Annotated in this window: 19 protein-coding genes; 9 read left to right on the top strand and 10 right to left on the bottom strand. The window is 39.7% G+C overall.

Annotated features, from left to right (window positions below; all coding sequences use genetic code 11):
- Positions 1–172: 172 nt before the first annotated feature.
- The 10 genes from EGI26_RS10385 to ric all read right to left on the bottom strand — a co-directional run bounded on the left by EGI26_RS10385 (position 173) and on the right by ric (position 13,580).
- On the bottom strand, positions 173–1,204 hold the full coding sequence (locus tag EGI26_RS10385; protein WP_255078122.1) for an aldose 1-epimerase family protein: 1,032 nt from the start codon (positions 1,202–1,204) through the stop codon (positions 173–175).
- A 37-nt stretch (positions 1,205–1,241) separates the two neighbouring features.
- Positions 1,242–2,051, bottom strand: a complete 810-nt coding sequence (locus EGI26_RS10380) for an alpha/beta fold hydrolase (RefSeq protein ID WP_255078120.1) — start codon at positions 2,049–2,051, stop codon at positions 1,242–1,244.
- A gap of 1 nt (position 2,052) precedes the next feature.
- Entirely contained in the window at positions 2,053–2,880 is an 828-nt protein-coding gene (locus EGI26_RS10375; RefSeq protein ID WP_255078119.1) for a sugar phosphate isomerase/epimerase, read from the bottom strand.
- Between the two features lie 75 nt (positions 2,881–2,955).
- Entirely contained in the window at positions 2,956–3,807 is an 852-nt protein-coding gene (locus tag EGI26_RS10370; protein WP_255078118.1) for a sugar phosphate isomerase/epimerase, read from the bottom strand.
- A 60-nt stretch (positions 3,808–3,867) separates the two neighbouring features.
- On the bottom strand, positions 3,868–4,626 hold the full coding sequence (locus EGI26_RS10365; RefSeq protein ID WP_255078117.1) for a DUF1080 domain-containing protein: 759 nt from the start codon (positions 4,624–4,626) through the stop codon (positions 3,868–3,870).
- A gap of 56 nt (positions 4,627–4,682) precedes the next feature.
- Entirely contained in the window at positions 4,683–7,373 is a 2,691-nt protein-coding gene (locus tag EGI26_RS10360; protein WP_255078115.1) for a c-type cytochrome, read from the bottom strand.
- Positions 7,374–7,474: 101 nt separating this feature from the next.
- Positions 7,475–8,983, bottom strand: coding sequence for a RagB/SusD family nutrient uptake outer membrane protein (locus EGI26_RS10355; RefSeq protein ID WP_255078114.1), 1,509 nt, complete (start codon positions 8,981–8,983; stop codon positions 7,475–7,477).
- Between the two features lie 6 nt (positions 8,984–8,989).
- Positions 8,990–12,052: a TonB-dependent receptor gene (locus EGI26_RS10350; protein WP_255078297.1), complete on the bottom strand. Its 3,063-nt coding sequence runs from the start codon at positions 12,050–12,052 to the stop codon at positions 8,990–8,992.
- Positions 12,053–12,384: 332 nt separating this feature from the next.
- Positions 12,385–12,840: an Rrf2 family transcriptional regulator gene (locus EGI26_RS10345; RefSeq protein ID WP_255078113.1), complete on the bottom strand. Its 456-nt coding sequence runs from the start codon at positions 12,838–12,840 to the stop codon at positions 12,385–12,387.
- Positions 12,841–12,842: 2 nt separating this feature from the next.
- Positions 12,843–13,580, bottom strand: coding sequence for an iron-sulfur cluster repair di-iron protein (gene ric, locus EGI26_RS10340; RefSeq protein ID WP_255078111.1), 738 nt, complete (start codon positions 13,578–13,580; stop codon positions 12,843–12,845).
- Positions 13,581–13,745: 165 nt separating this feature from the next.
- Here ric and EGI26_RS10335 point away from each other — a divergent pair, with 165 nt between their 5' ends.
- The 9 genes from EGI26_RS10335 (at position 13,746) to EGI26_RS10295 (ending at position 21,131) form a co-directional block, all read left to right on the top strand.
- Entirely contained in the window at positions 13,746–14,201 is a 456-nt protein-coding gene (locus tag EGI26_RS10335) for a c-type cytochrome (protein ID WP_255078110.1), read from the top strand.
- Positions 14,202–14,223: 22 nt separating this feature from the next.
- Positions 14,224–16,227 carry a Sec-dependent nitrous-oxide reductase gene (gene nosZ / locus EGI26_RS10330; protein WP_255078109.1) on the top strand — a complete coding sequence of 668 codons (2,004 nt, stop codon included), beginning with the start codon at positions 14,224–14,226 and terminating at the stop codon, positions 16,225–16,227.
- 57 nt (positions 16,228–16,284) lie between these two features.
- Positions 16,285–16,857: a hypothetical protein gene (locus tag EGI26_RS10325; RefSeq protein ID WP_255078107.1), complete on the top strand. Its 573-nt coding sequence runs from the start codon at positions 16,285–16,287 to the stop codon at positions 16,855–16,857.
- Positions 16,858–16,864: 7 nt separating this feature from the next.
- A complete protein-coding gene (locus EGI26_RS10320) occupies positions 16,865–17,314 on the top strand; it encodes a nitrous oxide reductase accessory protein NosL (RefSeq protein ID WP_255078106.1) in 450 nt (149 codons plus the stop codon).
- Positions 17,311–18,555, top strand: a complete 1,245-nt coding sequence (gene nosD, locus EGI26_RS10315) for a nitrous oxide reductase family maturation protein NosD (protein WP_255078105.1) — start codon at positions 17,311–17,313, stop codon at positions 18,553–18,555. Before EGI26_RS10320 ends, nosD begins: the two co-directional genes overlap by 4 nt.
- Positions 18,556–19,290, top strand: a complete 735-nt coding sequence (locus EGI26_RS10310; RefSeq protein WP_310587954.1) for an ABC transporter ATP-binding protein — start codon at positions 18,556–18,558, stop codon at positions 19,288–19,290.
- Positions 19,287–20,054, top strand: coding sequence for an ABC transporter permease subunit (locus tag EGI26_RS10305; protein ID WP_255078104.1), 768 nt, complete (start codon positions 19,287–19,289; stop codon positions 20,052–20,054). Before EGI26_RS10310 ends, EGI26_RS10305 begins: the two co-directional genes overlap by 4 nt.
- A gap of 24 nt (positions 20,055–20,078) precedes the next feature.
- The gene (locus tag EGI26_RS10300) at positions 20,079–20,618 is read left to right on the top strand and encodes a fasciclin domain-containing protein (RefSeq protein ID WP_255078103.1); all 540 of its coding nucleotides are present in this window, start codon (positions 20,079–20,081) and stop codon (positions 20,616–20,618) included.
- A 120-nt stretch (positions 20,619–20,738) separates the two neighbouring features.
- The gene (locus EGI26_RS10295; protein WP_255078102.1) at positions 20,739–21,131 is read left to right on the top strand and encodes a hypothetical protein; all 393 of its coding nucleotides are present in this window, start codon (positions 20,739–20,741) and stop codon (positions 21,129–21,131) included.
- Positions 21,132–21,226 lie beyond the last annotated feature (95 nt).

Genomic DNA, 21,226 nt, shown 5'->3' with positions numbered 1-21,226 from the left:
GAAAAAAGTATTCAAAAAAACACTCACAAAATAATGATCCTCTTTAAAAATTTGAATTAGAATTCTACCTATAATTTAACCTTTGTACATTCAAATTTTTAAAACGGCTCGGTCCGACGTCTCGGTATTGTGATTTAGAGGAAGCATTTGATTTATTTACATTTAATAGATATCATTTATTTCCTTGATTTATCATTTTCAAAGACACTTCGAATTTCCGTGATTCTTTTGGTTTCAGGAAAATGAGTTCTTGGTTTTCTCTGGCTTGTTTTTGGCCTATGGGCCAATTAGTGCCTGGTTCTAAACCCGTTACATATTCACCTTCACCGAAATGCTGCCAGTTACTAAGCGTTGGCAATTGAGCTTTGTCAAATTCCATTTCGATTCCAAAGTTTAGCTCTGGATTGAATAAACCACATTTACATTTACCATTTTCATCCGCTTTAGGCGTTATCAAGGCCACTTCCTCACCACCTCCCTTATGACTTTCCAGTGGTACCGGACAAGTTTTGAAGTCGTTTCCTTCTTTGAATATTTTAGGGTAATCCCCACCAAATCTTGGTTTCCATTCTCCTTTCCAAAGGATTTTTGTACCTTCTTGCACCAATGGATATCCAAAATTGAAATGATACAAAAGCATCAAAGGCGTTTCGGTATTCCCACGATTGATAACTTCGTCTTCAATTTTAATTTTAGCAGAACCCAAATGGCATGAAATTTTTCTCCTTAATTCTAGATTGGGACCGAATATTTTGGATTCTTTGACGATTCCCGTGATACTCATTTCCATTTGTCCTCTAGCCAAATCAGGCTGAATGATAGATTCGATTTCTGCAGGTAAATTGCTTATATTTCCATGAATTCCTCTTTCACCAAACTCATCAGATTCTGGTCCGCCCACATGTTGAAGGCCGCAAGTCGTCAATAAACCGCCACCGAAAGTTCGTAACCAATTCAGTCCAATATCAGACAAAGTTTGTGGTGCTGGAATACCTCCATGACTCAGCCAGGTGAGGCAATGTTGGTTGTAGAAAGCTTCCCCAATATCCATCCCACGATCAAAATTAACTTTGAATCGCAAGCCTGAACCCGTGTTTATCCAAGCGATACGATTTCCTTTTCCTATTCCATTGTCGAGAATGGAAGTTTCTATACCGCCAATTTGGTGGTGATTGTTGATATATTTGTCGCTATTTTGGAACACAGATGACGCTGATTAAACTGATTTACACAGATATTTTTTAATTATTTAATAACCAATCACTTACCCTTATATTAAAATCTTCTAAGTTTTCGAAATGGAAAATATGGCCTGCTTTTTCATATAAAAAAAGTTCGGCATTTGGAATGGCATTGGTAACTTCATCGGCCATCCAAACTGGTGTGAAAATGTCTTCTTTACCGCCAATTACCAATGTCTTTTGAGTAATTTTATGCAAATCAGCCAGAGCATTGTGGTTAATACACGCATGAGCTTGTCCGACCAAGCCATGTAAAGGCTGCGGATTGGGGTCAAGGTGTGCATTTTTTCTTCCCTCTGCCAAATCTGCCGCTACTTTTTCATCATCCCAAGATGCTTTTGAATAGATCAATAGCTGAATATATCTTGTAAATTCTTCAGGATTTAGATGTGCTTTGCAGGCCATGATATGCTGAAAAATCCCTTTGGCAGCATTATCACACCTCGCCCATGGGCACATCAGGACTATTGAATCCACTTTTTCAGGATGGCGAATGGCTAATTTTTGGGCTATCGTGCTGCCCATGGAACAACCTATCACTTTGGCTTTTTTTATACTTAATTTATCCAAAAGGCCGGCATAGTCATCGGCCATTTCGTCTGTACTGTATGCTCCAGCGGGTTTATCGGATTGTCCAACTCCCCTATTGTCACCCACAATACACCTGAAATGTTTCTCAAACTCGGCCAAATGTGGCTCCCAAACAGATCCTGATGCCGTAATACCCATAATCAAGAGCAGCGGTTCGGAGGTCAAATTGCCCCGCTCCTCATAAAACATCCTTATTCCGTTGGTTTCTACTACTGGCATCTTATTTCAAAGCTGGAATTAAGTCATTTTTTATCCAATTACCGTCATGTAGTGTCACGCAATCGGGGTCTTCTAATGCCTCAGGGCCTTCGTCTTCGCAAATAATCCAACCGCTATAATTGATATCCTTCAGCCATTGGGTGATTCCAACCAAATCCACTTTACCATTTCCCATGATGGTCCATTCAGGCATTCCGTTCCAATCCTTGTAATGCACGTGGTTGATCAAGTGCTGATATTCTTTCATTTTTGCTAAAGGATCCATGTCGCCATTGATGATATGACCAACATCTGGCGTCCAGCCTGTTACTTTTTCGTTGAGGCCTTCTAAAACGATTTTGTAATCCTCGGCAGTACGAATAATGGAACTGTGAGGCGAGTTTGGATGATAACTACATGCAATTCCCTTATTATAAGCTCTTTGCGAAACAGAATTCACAATATTTACCAATGATTTTTGCCTTGCTTCCAAATCATTTCTTCCAGTTGGTATTTGTACGGTATTAAGAATGGCATTTGGAAATCTTTCTAAAAGAGCGATGGCATTATCAGATATTTTTCTTTCCTCGGCGGTTTCTTCTTTGCCATTCCACTCTTGTGCCAATGCCAAAGCTGCCAATTCAATTCCATTTTCCTGTAGTTTTGCGGCCAAAAGGCTTGGGTCTACCAAATCCCCCATCCAGGTAAATATTGGTTGAATACCTGTAAAACCAGCCTTGGCGATGATTTCTATCATGTGCCCCAGACGACCTTTGTGGGTTTCGCCATTGCCAGACATATACCAAGTGTAAACTTCGGAGCCGAAACGGAAGGGAATATTATTTTTCATTTTAGGTTGATGTTCAATTGGAACACGGATTGAACTGATTTACACGGATATTAAAAGAAACTAAAAAAAAGTAGGCTACAGATGGTGCTTCTCGCACATCATTTTTATGAATTTAAAGCCATTTTCTGCTATGTCCCAGGGGGCGTTGTATTCTCTCCATACTCCTATGGCGTTGGCAAAGTCAGGGTCGTTTCTTGAAAATGCTTCTATGGTCAAATAGCCCGAGTAATCGATTTTTTTCAATGTTGAGAAAGAATCATCAAACTGAATATGTCCCTCACCGGGCGTACCACGGTCGTTTTCGCTGATATGCACATGGTGCAAATATGGAGCGATGGTTTCGATGGCTGAAGCAAATTTCTTTTCCTCCATGTTGGCATGGTGGGTGTCAAACATTGCACGCACGTTTGGGTGGTTGGTTTCTTTTAGAAGTCTGGCTAACTGCTCCATGGTGTTGCAGAGGTAACATTCGAAACGATTTAAGGCTTCTGGCCCTAAAATGATACCAGCTTGTTTTGCATAATCACCAGCCTCATAAAGCACCTCGGCGGCACGCTTATATTCTTCATCAAGAGCTGGATGAGCCTCGAAATGATTGTGTGCCGAATGAATAGGTCCACAAAGTAAATTTCCGCCCAAATCATAGGTTCTATCGATGGCAGTTTTGATGGCATCGAGACCAGCAGATCTGATGGTTGCAGAAGCATTAATGGGATTGGTATCTTTCCCGACAACTGTAACTGTAGTAACATCTAATCCAAGTTCTTTTGCATGTTGACCTACTTTCTTACAGTTTTCAGATTCTGCACCACCTACAAAAAACTCGACACCATCGTAGCCGATTTTCTTAAGCCTATCCAGTGTGGGAAACAATTCCTCTGTGACATTGGCCGTCCAAGCCAATACATTAAACCCAATTTTAACCATTATTTAGCTCCCAGCTCATGGCTACTGGCTTTTAGCCAATAACCAAAGCTCTTTTATGTTCTACAAATTTTTAATTCTTATGTTTCGATACTGCACTTTCATAGGTGGCCCGACATGCACTTGCACGCCCAAATGGCCTTTGGCTTTACCGTTAACGGTATCGTTATCAGTTACATCACTCATCAATACGCCATTTACATAATGTTGTAGTCTGTTTCCTTTTACCACCAATCTTATTTCATTCCAGTCTTCGGCCTTTATTTTTTCTTTTAGTGCCAAATTTTCACCTAGGCTGCCAGAAACCTTCAATTCGGTCCATGCATTTTTCGAAACTTTGGCACGTACTTGTTCTGGTGTCATGCTACCGCTTTGAGGATTTATTTCGGTAATCTGACCACGATAGGCCAAGGTGGTTCTGCCGCGTTCCTCATAATTCTGACCAGTGTAGCGATTTGCACCGTCAATATCGGCTTGGTAGCCTTTCAAAGCATTGGGCACATCTGGAAAAACCACACTACGATAGTTTATGCCCGAGTTACCCTTCTCTGTAATATTAAATTCGGCTTTTAGTTCAAAGTCGGCTGGTTGTCCACCTTCCCATGTTAAGAATGAATTGGTTTTCAAAAGTGTCTCTGGAGTAATTTCGCCAACTATGTTACCATTTTCAACTCTCCAATATTTAGTATCGCCCGACCAACCTTTCAAGGTTTTTCCATCAAAAATTGACTTGAAACCTTTTTCGGAATTTTGAGCCACATTACTAGTTTTACAACTAATTATGACAGCCAAAACAGAAATTAAAGTTATATATTTTTTCATTTTAATTAAGGTTAAAATAGAATCTGTGATAAAAAACCACAGATTCCATATTCTTTTTATTTCTGAACTTGAGCCTTAAACATCGGATTCTTTGCATTTCCTCCGGAAATTAAATAGGCCATCAAATCCTTGTATTCTTCTTCATTTAAGGCATTAATTAAACCTTGGAACATCATTGACACATTCGAAGTTTTGGTTGAACTTACGTTCTTTTTCAATACTTTCTCCAAGGCATCTGGGGAATATGGGTTTTGAGAAACGTAATAAGCCAACTTGTCTTCGTTTACCAAACGACCAACTATAGAGGTCCCATTTTTTAAAGAAAACTGAGTGGCTGCATATTGATCTGAAATTGTTTTATCAGGATCTACTATTGCCTCTAAAATGTCTTTTGGTGAGAAACGAGTACCAATCTGAGTCAAATCTGGCCCTGCAGATCCACCTTCTCCTAAAATACTGTGACATCCTTTGCAAGTTGAGGCTGCAAACATGGCTTTACCTTGCTCAAAATCTCTGTCAGTTAAACCTTTGTCTAAAACTGTAGTTCCCGACTGAAGTGTCCATCTTCTTCCAGGACCTTTTGGATATGCAGAAGACACCAAATTATTTCCATTTGAACTTAACAATTCCGCTCCTGACAATTTATCAAAGTAAGCCTTCCTATCTTCTGGTACATTTTTAAGTGCCAATTTTCGAGATCTATCAATAAATCCAACGTAGCTATTTCCTCCCTTAAATTTAAAGGCGTTATTAAACCACTTGAAATATGTTTCTCTTTCTGCATTTGTCCAACCTTTTTTGGCCATTGTTAATACGTTTGCATAATAAGTCTGCTGCATTGGGGGCAAATTGGCTAAAGTATTGGCTATATCTCCACCATATTGAGTACTTCTGCCAATCAAATCATTAGAGTTTGTTGCTGTTTTGAGCATGTTGTCCGTAGAACCTGGCTCATCCTTGAGTTTCATCAAAGCCATCGTTTTTTGAATAGCTCCGGGGGCATCAAGATACAATAGGTTTTTACTCAACATTCGGTTAAGCTCTGCTGTATTTGCTGGATAATTGGGATTCATGTAGGCGATAATTTTTGTTTTATTGACCTCGGTAGGCATTCCCATTCTCAAAAACGACAATTCAAAAGCCCTCAAGACATCAATCTTTTGAGACTCTGTTAAAGCTTTGAAATTGATTTTTAACAAAGCATTAATTATCTCATTTTGCTTGTCGCCTTTACCCATTCTTATTAGGGAAATCAAAGCCTGAGTAGAAGCCACTGGATCTTTCTCTGCCAAAGCTAGATTTTGCCATTGATCAAATGGTTGATGTTCTAGAGCCAATCTGGCAGCATAGCGTATAAATCTATCTGTACTCTTAAGATGTGGCCAGGCAGTTTTAATAGCATCAGGATTGGCACCACCGGTATGGAATTTCTCCAAATTACGACGCAAAGCATTGGCTTCGTTTATTGGTGTAACGGCAATAGGTGCCGTAGATTCGCTTCCGACATAGGTTACTCTATATAAATCAGACTCTAGTCTACGACCGCCTGTCATAAAATAAATAGAACCGTCAGGGCCAACCACGCCGTCAGTCAATGGAAGTGGTAAACCTGAAAGAAACTCTGTACGTTCGGAGGTATAAGTAGAACCAGAAGGCTTTAGATGAATAGCGTGCATGATGCCAAAACTCCAGTCAAAAGCTAAGAGTGTCCGCTGATATTTTGCCGGTACTTTAGCATTTTTTAAGTGAATTAAATTCGTAGGTGAGCCTTGTCCAATATTTATAACAGGCGGAAGATTATCAGGGTAAGTTTGGGACCATTTACTATTACCCGTTCTCCAGCCAAATTCAGCAGCTGAGGTAGAGTGCGTTACTCTTGTAGGTCTATACCAAGGTGTGCCAAAATCCCACTCCATGTCAGCATCATAAACGAACAAATCGCCCACTTCGTTAAAATCAAAATCAAAGGCGTTGCGATATCCAGCGTTTAATAATTCCCAATGTTTGCCATCTGGGTCAAGCTGAGCAACCCATCCTCCTGGTGCATATCTATCGTTGGCATGGCCACGTGGATCCTTAATTAATGGAAACAACTGGTCTTCTTGCCAATTTTTGGGCAATCTATAATGATCCATTGGAGGTACATCGGTATGATTTCCTGAAATCACAACCAAAGATTTTCCGTCAGGAGAAAGCTTGATACTATGTGGGCCATGCTCTCCATCACCGTCCATTGGTTTCATGAATGTCACTTTCTCAAATTGATCGTCACCGTCTAAATCTTGCAAGCGATACAAACCACTTTGTCTAGTAAATGTCTTATTATTTTTGCTGTTATTTACCATCACATAAAGACTATTAAAGGCATAAAGTAGTCCCTGCGAATAGCCCATACCCATGGTGTCTGCTCCTACTCCAGTACCAATCTTTAATTTCTCAACGTCGGGAGTGAGAGATGATGACCCAATTGCTGGGATTTTCAATCTGTACAGTTTACCATATTGGTCAGAGGTTATCAGACGCCCTTTGTCGTCAAAAGCCATGGCTACCCACGAGCCTTGATTGTTGGCCGAAGGACTGTAGAGATGTTCTGCTGCAAATCCATCAGATAATCTCAATTTCTTGATTTTGGGATTATCTTCAATGGCGTGTTTTGAGAAAGGATTTTTGGTAATTGTAAATGAAGCAGCTCCAATTATGGCAAACAATGCCACAATGAATTTTAAATTTTTAAGGTTGAATAACATAATGTTTGTTTATTTGAGCTATTAAATTAGGCATTAAAAAACATGCTACACAAGAAACTCCAAATTATTTCTTGTGTAGCACGAAAAATTAATAAAACTTTTTAAAAATGGGGCGAAAGTGCTGCCTCATCTGCTGGAAGGCCATAATAAGGCGTTATGTTTGAAAAGGCGTCGCTCGGAACAAAACCCTCAGTTGGGAAATAATACCTAAACTTATCTGCCTTAACTCTATCACCATAAGCTTTAATCACAGAATCAAAACGCCCTGTTCTAACCAAATCATACAATCTTTTTGATTCAAAAGCCAACTCTACTCTACGCTCTTGATAAACTGCATTGCGAAGGTCCGATTGAGAAGTAGCTGTAGTGGCGGCCAATCCTGCACGGCTACGAATTAGGTTAATGTACGTGGTCGCATCTCCCAGTTTATTTTGCTCCACCAAAGCCTCTGCTAGAAACAGTAATGCCTCAGAATATCTGTAAACTGGCCAATTCATACCATGATTGTCATGCAAAGAATGAGGTCTTGCAAATTTTTTCATGTAAGGAAACGATTTATTCGTATGTACTGCACTAGAAATAGTAATGAAACCTATTGATGCATCTTTTCTTTTATCTCCAGCTTCATAAGCCTCTACTAAATCTGGTGTAGGAACGTTGTTGCCGTCACCAGTAAGTCCTTGGGCATTAGACGTTCCAGTCAATGTTGTCAATTCAGCAGCTGTAATAGGCCTAGGAGTCATATTGTAAAAGAAATTGCCTTGCAATCCAGCAGCTCCTTCTAAATATTGAATTTCAAATATTGATTCTTTGCCATTTTTCAGACCATTGGTCGTACTAAATGCGTCTGCATAATTGGCCATTAGACTATACTGCCCACCCGAAACTATTTTTCTTAGTTCCGCCTCGGCCTCGGCCCATTTCTTTTGAATTAAATATACATTGGCGAGTACCATCTGAGCTGCACCAGAGGTAGCTCTGCCAGCCGTTTGTGTATTTTTGTCTGGCAACAACGTAGCCGCTTCGGCAGCGTCTTTTATGACTTGGCTGTATATTTGGTCGGCAGTACCCAGCGGTGCAGCGGCATCCTCACGACCAGTAACTGGCTTCAGTTGTAACGGAGCCCTATTAAACAAACGAGCCAGATCTAAGTATGTAATTGCCCTCAAAAACAAAGCCTGGCCTTTCACATTCTTTTTAACAGCATCGGTAATTGTAGCCTCATCTATCAATGACAATATTTGGTTGGCACGAGAAATGACCAAGTAACTCTGTCTGTAAAAGCCCAAAACGTTGGTATTCGTGGTTAAACCATTAGCAGTAGGCACGTTGAAGTCCGCCAAGTTAGACTGGTTTTCGGTAGCACCGAACAATACGTTACGTACATATCTGGCATTATCAGAGTGTTGCTCTGTTAAATATACCGACGTAATGTTGTGAATTGCCCGTTGAGGTGCGTAAGCCGCATTCACTGCCTGTATAAAATCCGTATCGGTTTTGAAAAATGTATTTGTACTAAGGTTAACCTCAGGTGTAATACTTAGAAGATCATCAGAACAGCTTATATTGACAAAGCTGAATAAAAGCGAAAATATTATTACTTTTTTCATGTTTTTTTAGAAGTTAAAGTTTACACCAAATGTAGTAGTACGAGGTACAGGATAGTTAAATTGATCGACACCCGGGCTTAAGTTTCCACCATCTCCGTTTCCATCGTTTTGAGAACTCACCTCTGGATTTTGACCTCCCCAATACTTAGTAAATACGAAAGCCTGCTGCATAGAAGCATAAACTCTAGCAGATTTGAAAAGCTTGTTGGATTTATTTATAGTGTAACCTAATGTAATGTTTTTAATAGTGAAAAACGAAGCGTCTGTTATAAAGCGACTGTTCCACCAGTCACGCTCAATACCCGTCACAGTACCTCCACCTACAGTTGTACCATAAAATCCTTTTCCAGGGTTAGCTTCTGAACGCCAGCGATATTTTACTTCTTTGTGAAAGTTAAAAACCCCGTCCAAATTTGCCGTACTGTACAAATGCCTAACCATCAAATCGTTGCCCTGTGAACCTGACCCTACTATATTTAAATCAAAATTACCGTAAGCAAGATTGGTAGTTGCACCATATATAAAGTCAGGAAAAGGATTTCCCATTATGGCTCTGTCGTCGTTGTCTCCACCATTTGTAAGTACACCGTCGCCATTGACATCAACCAATTTAATGGTACCTACAAAAGAGCGACCTGGCACCTTAGGTGAATTCTTTAAGTCCTCGGCATTTTGATAAACGCCATTGGCTATGTGGCCGTAGAATTGTCCGAATGGCTGTCCAACTTTCGTTATATGGTGCAGTCCATAAACCCTGTCTATACCTGGAGCTAAAGCCAATACTTTGTTGCGGTTAAATGAAATGTTGGTATTCAAAGTCCATTTCAACTTACCTTTTGTAAGTATTCTTGAAACCAAGGCTACTTCATGACCCCAAAATTTGATTTCACCGATATTATCGTTAAAATTGGCGAAACCAGCCTCCTGAGGTATTTGTACCGCAAACAATAGGTTACTTGTTTTTTTGGTATAATAATCATAAATAAGGGTGAAACGATCGTTCATCAGTCCCACATCTAGTCCAACATCAACTTGGCGTGTGGTCTCCCATCCCAAATTAGGATTGGCAAGAGAAGTAATGGCGGCTCCTGGTGCAATAGTACTACCAAAAACAGCATTTACTGTATTGTTGACCAAAGCATATTGGGTATAGTTACCAATGTTATTATTACCAGTAACACCCCAACTGGTTCTCAATTTCAAGAAAGATATTTGGTCAATATTTCTAATAAAGTCTTCATCTGACAATACCCATCCGGCAGACACAGACGGGAAAGTACCCCAGCGGTTGTTAGAACCAAAGCGAGAGGATCCATCACGACGAATAGAGGCGGTAAAGAGATATTTGCTCTTATAATTATATGACAAGCGGCTTAATACTGATGTCAATGCCCACTCTTGAACATTGGTACCCGTACCTCCAAAAGTACCTGTTGCTCCAAAACCTGCTCGGCTAATGTTAATACCCCCTTGAATAGTTGGTAGGCGGTCATCAGAATAAGTATCAGACGTGATACGGTTTATATCGCTTCTGAAAGATTGATTGGTATATCCCCCCAAAATTTCAAAATTATGTTCGTTAATACTTTTGGTATAAGTAGCCAAGTTTTCATTTAACCAACCAACGTTGTTGGTATATTCACGTGTAGAAACAGCAGTAACAGGAATGGCGGTATTGATGTTACTTGTCGCAGTAGAAGGATTAAAAAAGAAAAAATTAGACCCTAAAAGCTCGGCATTGAAAGTTGACTTCAGTGTCAAACCCTTTATAGGGCTGTACGAAATGTAGGCATTACTTAAGAGGTTGGTTTGCTTAGTTTCGTTTTTTATCTCATAGGCCGACCTCACATAATTGGGATATGCAAAAATATTCCCTGTACTTGCTGGAAAGCGATTAAAAAGCGTAAGTGTTTCACCATCAGCCTCATAAATAGGCATAACCGGCCATGTATGCATGGCATTGAACAATATACCCGTTCCTCTTGTACCGTCAGTACGAGGAGTGTTGTCAGTAACGTAGCTAGGAGCTAGATTCATACCAATAGTCACTTTCTTCGAAACCGCATATTCACTATTTACTCTTAGAGAGTATCTATTGTATTTGGTATTTAACACCACACCTTCTTGATTGAAAACACCAGCCACAACAGAGGTTTTAAGTTTGTCTTTGTTGGAAGTCAAAGTTAGATTATAACTTTGAACTGGAGCTCTTTGCAACAATGCATCAAACCAGTCGTTGTTTTTTCCAGCATACTGCGAAGGGTTCTGAAACTCTACAGGCACTGGCAGTTTTGAGTCTTCGTAGTGTTCTTTTTTTGTTTGGGCAAATTCCTCTGCGGTCATCATTTGAAAGCGTCCTTTCATTGGCACAACCTGCGTACCTACAAAAGTATTAAAGCTGACGTTTGTTTGACCTGACTTTCCACGCTTGGTGTTAATGATTACTACGCCATTCGCTGCTCTCGAACCATAAAGTGAAGTAGAAGCAGCATCTTTCAATACCGAAATATCTTCAATTTCATCTGGGTTGAGCTGCCCTATATTTCCAGTGATGGGGAAACCATCAATTACATATAGCGGATCACTACCAGCCGACACCGACAATTGACCTCTGATACGAACGTTCATTCCCTGACCGGGTTTACCAGTAGTTTGGTTGATTTGCACACCCGCCAACTGACCTTGTAGTTTTTGGCTTACTTGAGAAACTGGTATGTCTTTGAACTCTTTAGCTCCAATGGTTTGAACAGCTCCTGTTACCGATTTTTTCAGCTGAGAACCATAACCTACGACTACGATTTCACTCAAAAGTTTATCATCCAAGGCAAGAGATATGTTGATATCTTTTTGGGCAGAAACCAAGGCCTCCTTAGTTTCATAACCTACAAAACTAAAGACGAGAACCGTATTATTTGCGGCTTCAATACTGTAGCTACCGCTAACATCTGTTTGTGTACCTTTGGTGGTACCTTTTATAGCCACACTTACTCCTACAAGAGCGTCACCGTTGGGGTCGGTCACCTTACCTTTAATTTGGGAATAAGCAAATGAAGTACAGAGGAACATCATACAAGTAATCAAACTTAGTACATGAAAACCTCCACTTCGAAAAGTAGATTTTTGGTTCATAAAAAAGTAATTTAAGGTTGAGAATAATAGAATTGTAAAAAATTAACTATTGTTATTTTTTTATAAATTTTTAAATTATTCTAGGAAATAGTATCCTGCTCTGTACTGCTTTTGTAATAAAGTAATATAAAATATAAAAAATAGGAGAATGTTTTGCTGGAAGGGTTTTAAAGGATATTTATTAAAAACTTATACCGTCTGTAGTAAACAGAGCAAAAAAATCCCAGAATCATGAATGGATTCCGGGATTCAGGTTCAAAAGGTGGATATTTCTAAATTTCTGTTGCAAACTCTTTGTTCAAACTCAAATAGCTGTCGCCATTATCAATTTTTGTTACCAAGTCCGCTATTTTTAGATTTTCAAAAGTCTTGAAAATGGCACTTCGGCAACCGTCAAATTCATCGTGCAATGGGCATGGGTTTGTTGAGGAACACTCTTCTCTGCCCAAAAAGCATTTTTTGAAAATTCCAAGTCCGTCAATGGCCTCCACAACTTCTATTAATGGCGTGTCTATGGTTTTGGCATTCACAAAAAAACCACCATGTGGTCCTTTTATAGAATTAATGATTCCTCTCCGAACCAAGTCTTGCAATATTTTACCCAAAAAATGTTGTGGTATTTGTAAGTCCTCGGCTATTTCCAGAATCCCGTGCTTTCTATGTTTGTTTTGTTCCAATGCTAAAAAAACTATTCCCCTAATTGCATAGCCGCATGTCTTCGAAATCATAATTATTGTGCTAAGTATTTTTCCTCTAAATTAATCACTTTCGGGAAAAGTATGTTGTTTTCGAGATGAATATGTTGAATTAAATCTCTGTCCAAGTCTTTCAGCTTATCGAGCATCACTAAGTGGGAATTACAAGCCTCCTCAGGAGCAGTGTAATTGTTAGTTATTTCTCGTAATCGGTGTAAAATCGTTCCAGCTTCGTCATGTTCATTGTGCATAATGTGTATAGGGTTATTCACTGTTCCGAAAAAAGGCGAACGAGCAGCCGTATTGGTTTTTATGTCTTGAACCATTTGTTTTACAAAAGGAAACAAAATGTTTTCCTCTTTGGGTAAATGACCCACCAAATCAGTTTCTAAGGCATTATAAAGTTCATACAATTCGGGCAAATAATCGAAACGTTCTCCATGTTTGTTGAAAACTTTGTCTACGAAAAATCTCACTTCAGGTAGATTCTTGTATAGATATTGATGATGAACATTGACGATATAGTCTGCCAGAAAATCCAGATCAAAATTATCAAAATCTAAGTCCGCAGTGCTACCTGACAATGACTTAGCTTGAATATCTCCCCACACCTTTTCAGCATTTAGGCCTTTTTTATCACAAACTTGAGTGAAAGCCACGTTACCGCCGCAACAAAAATCAACGCCCAATGCAGTAAAAACTTCTGCAGCTTTGGGATTTTTACGCACAATTTCGCCCACTTTCAATCCTTCGTATTCTTCAATAATTTCCATTTGTATTGTTTTTAAATTTTAAATAAAGATAAAAGACTCTTTTTTTATCTTTTATGATATTTATCATCCAAAAGCCTGCGGTTTAATCATTAAATTATAACAAGCCCCCAAATACATTTGTAGCAGATAAAAACCTCTTTTATTATTTAAATCAATATTTCAGGTATGAAAAAAATTATTCTAATGTTGTCGCTACTTCCTTTCTTCTTGTGGAGCTGCGGCGGGGCTGAACAAAGAGCCGAGACACCCAAAACCGACGACTCGGTTTTAGAAAAACAAGAAGAAGTACATGGCGAGGAAGTTAAAGAGCTGGCTCTCAGCACGCCCTTAGACCAAGCTATGGTAAAACAAGGCTTAGCGATTTACGACCTAAAATGTTCTGCATGTCACAAACTAACCGACGAAAAACTGGTAGGCCCTGGTTGGACTGGCGTAACAAAGCGTAGAAAACCCACTTGGATTGTAAACATGATTACCAACGTAGACATGATGCTGGCCGAAGATGCTGAAGCCCAAAAAATGTTGGAAGAGTGTTTGGTGAGAATGCCCAACCAGAACATTACCGCTCCAGAAGCACGAAGCTTGATAGAATTTATGAGGCAAAATGATGGTGAAAAATAATTATTAAAAATTTATAAAGTTTATGAAAATGAAATATTTGAATATTGCGGCCTCGGCATTGGCTATAATAGGTATGAATGCCTGCAAGCCATCAGCAGATAAGACCTCCAGCAGTTCTTTCTTGGCGGGAGACGCCGCCGAAAAAGTATATGTAAAACCTGGCACTCACGATGAGTTTTACAACATTGTTTCGGGCGGATTTAATGGACAGCTTTCTGTTGTTGGCTTACCGTCAGGCAGAACGCTCAGGATTATTCCTGTGTTTTCGCAGTTTGCCGAAAGTGGCTGGGGATACAGTGAAGAAACCAAACCGATGCTAAACACTTCGCATGGTTTTGTGCCTTGGGACGACTCCCACCACGTGGCTCTTTCCACCACCAAAAGCGAGCATGATGGTCGCTGGGCATTTATTAATGGTAACAATACGCCGAGAATTGCCCGTGTAAGTCTTTCGACTTTCAGAACAGAGGAAATCATTGAAATTCCGAACTCTGGGGGTAATCACTCTTCGCCATTTATTACTGCCAATACAGAGTATGCAGTGGCTGGAACGCGTTTCTCGGTTCCACCAGACAACAATGCCGATGTGCCTATCAGCTCTTTTAAACAAAACTTTAAAGGCTATATCAGTTTTGTAAGTATCGATAAAACCACTGGCAGAATGGGCATAAAGTTTCAACTAAAAACTCCCGGTGTAAGTTTTGACTTGGCCCGTGCCGGAAAAGGCAAATCAGCCGACTGGTTTTTCTTCTCTACCTACAACACCGAGCAAGCCAACACTTTGTTGGAGGTCAATGCTTCGCAAAAAGACAAAGACTTTATTCTGGCCGTAAATTGGAAAAAAGCCGAAGAATATTTGGCAAAAGGCAAAGGCAAAAAAGAAGCTGCCAAATATGCACATAATGTTTACAGCGACGAAACTCACTCGGCAACATCGACTATTCTCAACGAAGTGATGACTTTGGATCCAAAAGAATGTCCTGATATGTTATACTTTATGCCTTGTCCAAAATCGCCACACGGCTGCGATGTAGACCCAACTGGACAATACATAGTTGGTTCAGGAAAATTGGCAGCGGTGATTCCCGTATTTTCATTTGACAAAATGATAAAAGCAATTGCTAATAAAAACTATGATGGCAATTTTGATGGTATTCCTGTTTTGAAATATGATGCTGTGTTGCACGGTGAAGTTAAAAAACCAGGCTTGGGACCATTGCACACAGAATTTGACGGACAAGGCAACGCCATCACTTCATTCTTTGTGTCTTCGGAGTTGGTAAAATGGAACATTGCAAAACTAGAAGTTATAGACAGAGTACCTACTTTCTATTCTGTTGGTCACTTGAGTATTCCTGGCGGCCCAACCGCCAAACCATACGGCAAATACGTGGTAGCTTACAACAAAATCACCAAAGACAGATACTTGCCTACTGGGCCAGAGTTGGCACAATCGGCTCAGTTGTATGATATTTCTGGAGAAAAAATGAAACTACTCCTTGATTTTCCTACTGTGGGCGAGCCACATTATGCAGAGTCTATTCCAGCAAATATGATAGAAAAAAACACGAAGAAGATTTTCAAACTTGAAGAAAACAAACATCCGTATGTAGCCAAAGGTGAGAAAGAAACCAAAGTGGTAAGAAAAGGCAACGAAGTGCATGTGTATATGACCGCCATAAGGTCGCACTTTAGCCCGGATAACATTGAAGGTATAAAATTAGGAGATGTGGTTTATTTCCACCTTACTAACCTTGAACAAGACTGGGACGTACCACATGGATTTGCTATCAGAGGAGCCTTAAATGCCGAAATATTGGTAATGCCCGGCGAAACAAGTACCCTCAAATGGACACCAACCAAAGTGGGCGTAACACCGATGTACTGTACAGACTTCTGTTCTGCCCTTCACCAAGAAATGCAAGGATACATCAGAGTTTCACCAGCCGGAAGCAAGGTGCCACTTTCGTGGGGAACTGGCAAAAATCCTGTGGCAGAGGCAGAGAAAAAAGTTGCAAAACGATAGCTAAAAATACAAATGGGGCAGGCGACTTGTTCTGCCTCATTTTTGAAAAAACACAAAATGAAACCATTAAAGAAAATATCGCAAATAGCACTCATTGCCAGTTCATTGCTGCTCATCATCGCTTTTTTTGTTCCTATTTGGAGAATAGACCTCTGGGCTCCGCAATATCCCGAGGGGCTTTCGATGAGTATATGGCTAAGCAAACTCAGCGGGCAAGTGGACATAATCAACGGCCTAAACCACTACATTGGCATGTCTCACATAAAGGAAGAAATGTTTCCAGAATTCAAAATTTTGCCTTATGCCGTGGCTGTTATTATCGCCTTGGGTGTTTTGACTGGTTTGTCAAAAAACAGAAAAATGCTTATTGGTTTCTTAACCATTCTGATCCTATCTGGCGTAGTGGCCATGTATGATTTTTGGAGCTGGGGATACGAATATGGACACAATCTCGACGATTCGGCTGCGATAAAAGTACCCGGCATGGCGTATCAACCACCGCTAATCGGTTACAAAGAACTACTCAACTTTGGGGCATATTCAATTCCAGACATAGGCGGCTGGTTATTTGTTTTGCTAGGCATAGTGGCTATTTCGACACTGATATTTGAGATAAAAACCAACAAATGAGCCTTTTATGAAAACTTACATAATAAATAAAATTTTGCTACTGGCCGTCATCTTGTCATTTTCAGCTTGCTCTATCGAAACCGAACCCATCAATTATGGCAAAGAAAACTGTGCTTTTTGCAAAATGACCATCATGGACAAGCAATTTGGAACAGAACTCGTAACGCTAAAGGGCAAAGTTTTTAAGTTTGACGACCTCAGCTGCATGTCAAAATACATGAAAACTGCCGAATTACACGAAGCTGATTGCAAACATGTGGTGGTAAGCAACTATGAGAAACCAGGAGAATTCATAGATTTCAACAAAGCATTTTATATTCAATCAGAAAATCTGCAAAGTCCAATGCTAGGAAATATAGCTGCATTTGATAGCGAAACCTCCATTCAAGAATTAGTTACAACGGACAGCACAGCCAAAAACATTACTTGGACAGAAATAAAAGACCTTTTTAAATGAAAACATTGTTCATTTTTTTCCTCTTGATTTTAAGCCAAAGTGCCTTCTGTAAAAACTGGTCTGTAAAAACAGTCCCAGAATTGCAAAAGGCCCTGCTTGAATCGAAAGCCAATGATACCATTTTGGTGGCTAAAGGAAATTACAAAGTCTTGAATCTGGAAATCACCAAACCTTTGGTGATGATCGGACAAAATCAACCGGTTTTGGATGCTCAATATAAAGGCGAAATTTTCATAGTAAAATCAGGTGATGTCTCCATTTCTGGGTTCAAATTTATAAACGTTGGCGAAACCAGTATGATAGACTGGGCTGGCGTAAAAATACTGGAATCAGAAAATGTGAAAATTTTCAAAAATGAATTTATAAACTGCTATTTCGGCGTTTACCTGTCGGCATCTAACAAATGTCTGATAGAAAACAACCGAATAATTGGTACACCCAAAGAAGAGCAAACCACGGGAAACGGCATACACGCTTGGAAATGCGACAGTATAAACATTTTCAACAATTATGTGGAAGGCCACCGCGATGGCATTTATTTCGAATTCGTTACCAATTCACTGATTACAAACAACTTATCAACAAAAAATATACGCTACGGATTACATTTTATGTTTTCTCATTATGATACTTATACACACAATATTTTCAAGAAAAATGGTGCTGGGGTGGCCGTAATGTACACCAAACACGTCACCATGAAAGACAATTTTTTTGATAGCAACTGGGGTGGATCTGCTTATGGGATATTACTCAAAGACATTTCTGACAGTGATATTGAGCATAACTTGTTCAATTCCAATACGGTGGGTGTTTACATGGAAGGCTGTAGTAGATTAAAAATGCAAGACAATGTTTTCCAAAAAAACGGTGTGGGTCTCAGAATCCAAGCCAACTGCGACGAAAACAACATTCACCACAACAATTTTATGGCTAACACTTTTGATATCGCCACCAACGGCTCGGTGACATTTAACTATCTCAACGACAACTACTGGGACAAATACGAAGGCTATGACCTCGACCACGACGGCAAAGGCGATATTTTGTATAGGCCTGTAAGTTTGTTTTCAACCCTAATAGAGCGTATGCCACAGGCTATGATTTTGTTGAGGAGTTTTACAGCGACCCTACTGGATAAAATAGAAAAAATAATACCCAGTCTAACTCCCGAAAACCTCAAAGACGATAGCCCAAGTATGAAACCAAATGCCATAAAAGCGTTCAATTTTAAAGTGTAAATGATGATAAAATTCGAAAACATAAACAAGTCTTTCGGCAAATCGGAAGTACTCCAAAACATCTCTCTGAACTTAGAGATGGGTCAATCTGTGGCCATTTTAGGACCCAACGGATCTGGAAAGACCACGCTGATAAAATCGCTTTTGGGTATGGTTATTCCTGATTCTGGACAGATACTTTTTGATGGAAAAAACATAAAAAATGAGTTTGCTTACAGAAGCGAAATTGGATATATGCCTCAGATTGGCAACTACCCGCCCAATCTGAAAATAGCCCAACTGATAGACATGATGAAAGACATCAGAAAAGGCAAAAAAGAAGGAATCATCATAGACGAAGAAATAATAGAACTCTTCAAACTCAAGAAAATGTACCAAAAACCGCTCGGAACACTATCGGGCGGCACAAAACAAAAGGTAAGTGCAGCCTTGGCGTTTTTGTTTGACCCAAAAGTTTTGATTTTGGACGAACCCACAGCGGGACTCGACCCTCTGGCAAGTGAGCTGCTGAAAAGTAAAATTTTGGAAGAAAAAAGAAAAGGCAAATTGATCATTATCACCTCACATATCATGGCAGACTTGGAGGAACTTTCTACCCATGTAGTGTATATGCAAGAAGGTAAGCTAAAGATATTCAAAGAGTTAGAAGATTTGAGACTCGAATATGGAGAAGAACGATTGGGGAAAATAATAGCCCTGTTAATGAAGAACAATTTTAGTAAAATAATAGCATGAAAAAGACCATTAAATACGTAGTATATGACATCATTCGCAACAGGTTTGTGATAGGCTACACCCTCTTGCTTTTATTGCTGAGCGTGAGTTTTTTTTGGTTTGAAGCAGACCCCAACAAAGGACTTTTGAGCCTTTTGAACATTATATTGATGGTCATTCCATTGGTCAGTGTCATATTTTCAACCATCCATTTTTATAATTCTTACGAATTTATTGAGCTCCTTTCAGCTCAACCCATGAGCCGCCGCACCATTTATTTTAGTCAATTTCTAGGGCTTTGTTTTTCGCTCGGAATGGCCTTTTTGATAGGCGTTGGCCTGCCCACCCTAATTTTTGATGGCTCCATGAGGGGCTTAACTTTGGTTTTGGGCGGACTATTGATTACGCTCACCTTAGTCGCTATTGCATTCTTGGCATCGGTCATCACCAAAGACAAAGCAAAAGCCATTGGCGTGGCATTGGCTGTTTGGTTTTATCTCTGCATCCTCTACGACGGCATGGTGCTGATGGTGTTGGTCAACATGGCGGACTATCCCATGGAAAAAGCTTCACTCGTGTTTTCGGCACTCAATCCCATGGATTTGGCAAGGATTTTAGTACTCATGCAGTTGGACGTATCGGCCCTTATGGGTATAACAGGAGCAGTCTTTCAGAATTTTTTCAGCTCCACTTGGGGCGTATTTATATCTTTTGTTTTATTGTTATTATGGGTAATTACCCCTGTATTTTTTGGATATCGAATCTTTAGCAAAAAAGACTTATAATCAAACCTTTAAAATTTATTTATCATGAAATCAGTACTTTATGTTTTGTTCTTTGTTGTCTTAATGGCATCTTGTACATCTGGTGAAACCGCCACTACAGCATCAACTGATGAGGTGGCTTTAAGTGGTCAAGAAGGTGTCAAAGACGATGAATCCCAAAAAGACGTGGTAAAAGTGGCCATTGCCTCGCCAGATCATACTACTTTGGTAACGGCCGTAACAGCTGCTGACTTGGTGACCTCGCTCTCCAATGCTGGGCCATTTACGGTTTTTGCTCCTACCAATGCGGCCTTTGAAAAACTTCCGAAAGGCACAGTTGAAGATCTCTTGAAACCCGAAAACAAAAGTAAATTGGAGACAATTCTTCAACACCACGTGATGACCTCGGCCTTAGCAGCTGACTTTTTCCAAGATGGGCAATCGATGGGTATGGTGGACGGTAGCAACGTGACTTTCACCATAAAAGATGGAGCAACTTATGTAGATGGTAACAAGATTCTTGGCTCAGTAAAAGCCTCAAATGGCTGGGTACATGTGATAGACACCGTTATTCTTCCAAAATAAAACATTTTAAGCCAAAGGTGAGTTTTTCGCCTTTGGCTGATTTGCAAAACTCAACGAATACCGCTTTTATGATATTCGTCAATACAATTTCTAAAAACTCGGATTACATTTGTGTCAAATATGGACTTGATAAAAAAAATAACAGGGGCCGTTTTGCTTATTACCGTAACATTTAAGATGTTAATGGCTCCGCTTATTTTTGCCGATTATGAACTCCGCAAAGACTTCATTATCAAGAATTATTGTGTTAACAAAAGCCTACCAGAATTGCACTGCGACGGTAAATGTTATTTGGCCAAACAACTTGAAAAGGCCGAGCAAGAAGACAAAAAACAAGCTACAGGAAACTTCATCACTAAACTGCTTTCGTTCGAATCCGAGATAAAAGCCAATCTTTTCACAGATTTTTTTCTTCAAAAACCCTTCTTGGTAAAGGAAAATCCAAATTTCATTTACTCAGAATTCTTCTCTTCAAAAAACGCTTTTTCATTTTTTCACCCTCCACAGGTATAATTTTTTCAGTTCAGGTTTTATTCTAATTATTCATCGGTTATTATAAATTATATAATTCGGTGATGTTTCATGCCTTTGGATTTTTTTCAATCCAG

The organism is Lacihabitans sp. CCS-44, from assembly GCF_024343735.1.
GTDB lineage: Bacteria > Bacteroidota > Bacteroidia > Cytophagales > Spirosomataceae > Leadbetterella.
This window is presented reverse-complemented; position numbering and strand designations above follow the sequence as displayed.

What these genes read in the sequence shown, in the direction of transcription:
- EGI26_RS10310 (WP_310587954.1), top strand. Translation starts at nt 18,556, where the DNA reads ATGATGATAAAATTCGAAAACATAAACAAGTCTTTCGGCAAATCGGAA.
- EGI26_RS10370 (WP_255078118.1), bottom strand. Translation starts at nt 3,807, where the DNA reads ATGGTTAAAATTGGGTTTAATGTATTGGCTTGGACGGCCAATGTCACA.
- EGI26_RS10295 (WP_255078102.1), top strand. Translation starts at nt 20,739, where the DNA reads ATGGACTTGATAAAAAAAATAACAGGGGCCGTTTTGCTTATTACCGTA.
- EGI26_RS10345 (WP_255078113.1), bottom strand. Translation starts at nt 12,840, where the DNA reads ATGATTTCGAAGACATGCGGCTATGCAATTAGGGGAATAGTTTTTTTA.
- EGI26_RS10360 (WP_255078115.1), bottom strand. Translation starts at nt 7,373, where the DNA reads ATGTTATTCAACCTTAAAAATTTAAAATTCATTGTGGCATTGTTTGCC.
- EGI26_RS10335 (WP_255078110.1), top strand. Translation starts at nt 13,746, where the DNA reads ATGAAAAAAATTATTCTAATGTTGTCGCTACTTCCTTTCTTCTTGTGG.
- nosZ (WP_255078109.1), top strand. Translation starts at nt 14,224, where the DNA reads ATGAAAATGAAATATTTGAATATTGCGGCCTCGGCATTGGCTATAATA.
- EGI26_RS10305 (WP_255078104.1), top strand. Translation starts at nt 19,287, where the DNA reads ATGAAAAAGACCATTAAATACGTAGTATATGACATCATTCGCAACAGG.
- EGI26_RS10380 (WP_255078120.1), bottom strand. Translation starts at nt 2,051, where the DNA reads ATGCCAGTAGTAGAAACCAACGGAATAAGGATGTTTTATGAGGAGCGG.
- EGI26_RS10355 (WP_255078114.1), bottom strand. Translation starts at nt 8,983, where the DNA reads ATGAAAAAAGTAATAATATTTTCGCTTTTATTCAGCTTTGTCAATATA.
- nosD (WP_255078105.1), top strand. Translation starts at nt 17,311, where the DNA reads ATGAAAACATTGTTCATTTTTTTCCTCTTGATTTTAAGCCAAAGTGCC.
- EGI26_RS10325 (WP_255078107.1), top strand. Translation starts at nt 16,285, where the DNA reads ATGAAACCATTAAAGAAAATATCGCAAATAGCACTCATTGCCAGTTCA.
- ric (WP_255078111.1), bottom strand. Translation starts at nt 13,580, where the DNA reads ATGGAAATTATTGAAGAATACGAAGGATTGAAAGTGGGCGAAATTGTG.
- EGI26_RS10375 (WP_255078119.1), bottom strand. Translation starts at nt 2,880, where the DNA reads ATGAAAAATAATATTCCCTTCCGTTTCGGCTCCGAAGTTTACACTTGG.
- EGI26_RS10350 (WP_255078297.1), bottom strand. Translation starts at nt 12,052, where the DNA reads ATGATGTTCCTCTGTACTTCATTTGCTTATTCCCAAATTAAAGGTAAG.
- EGI26_RS10300 (WP_255078103.1), top strand. Translation starts at nt 20,079, where the DNA reads ATGAAATCAGTACTTTATGTTTTGTTCTTTGTTGTCTTAATGGCATCT.
- EGI26_RS10320 (WP_255078106.1), top strand. Translation starts at nt 16,865, where the DNA reads ATGAAAACTTACATAATAAATAAAATTTTGCTACTGGCCGTCATCTTG.
- EGI26_RS10365 (WP_255078117.1), bottom strand. Translation starts at nt 4,626, where the DNA reads ATGAAAAAATATATAACTTTAATTTCTGTTTTGGCTGTCATAATTAGT.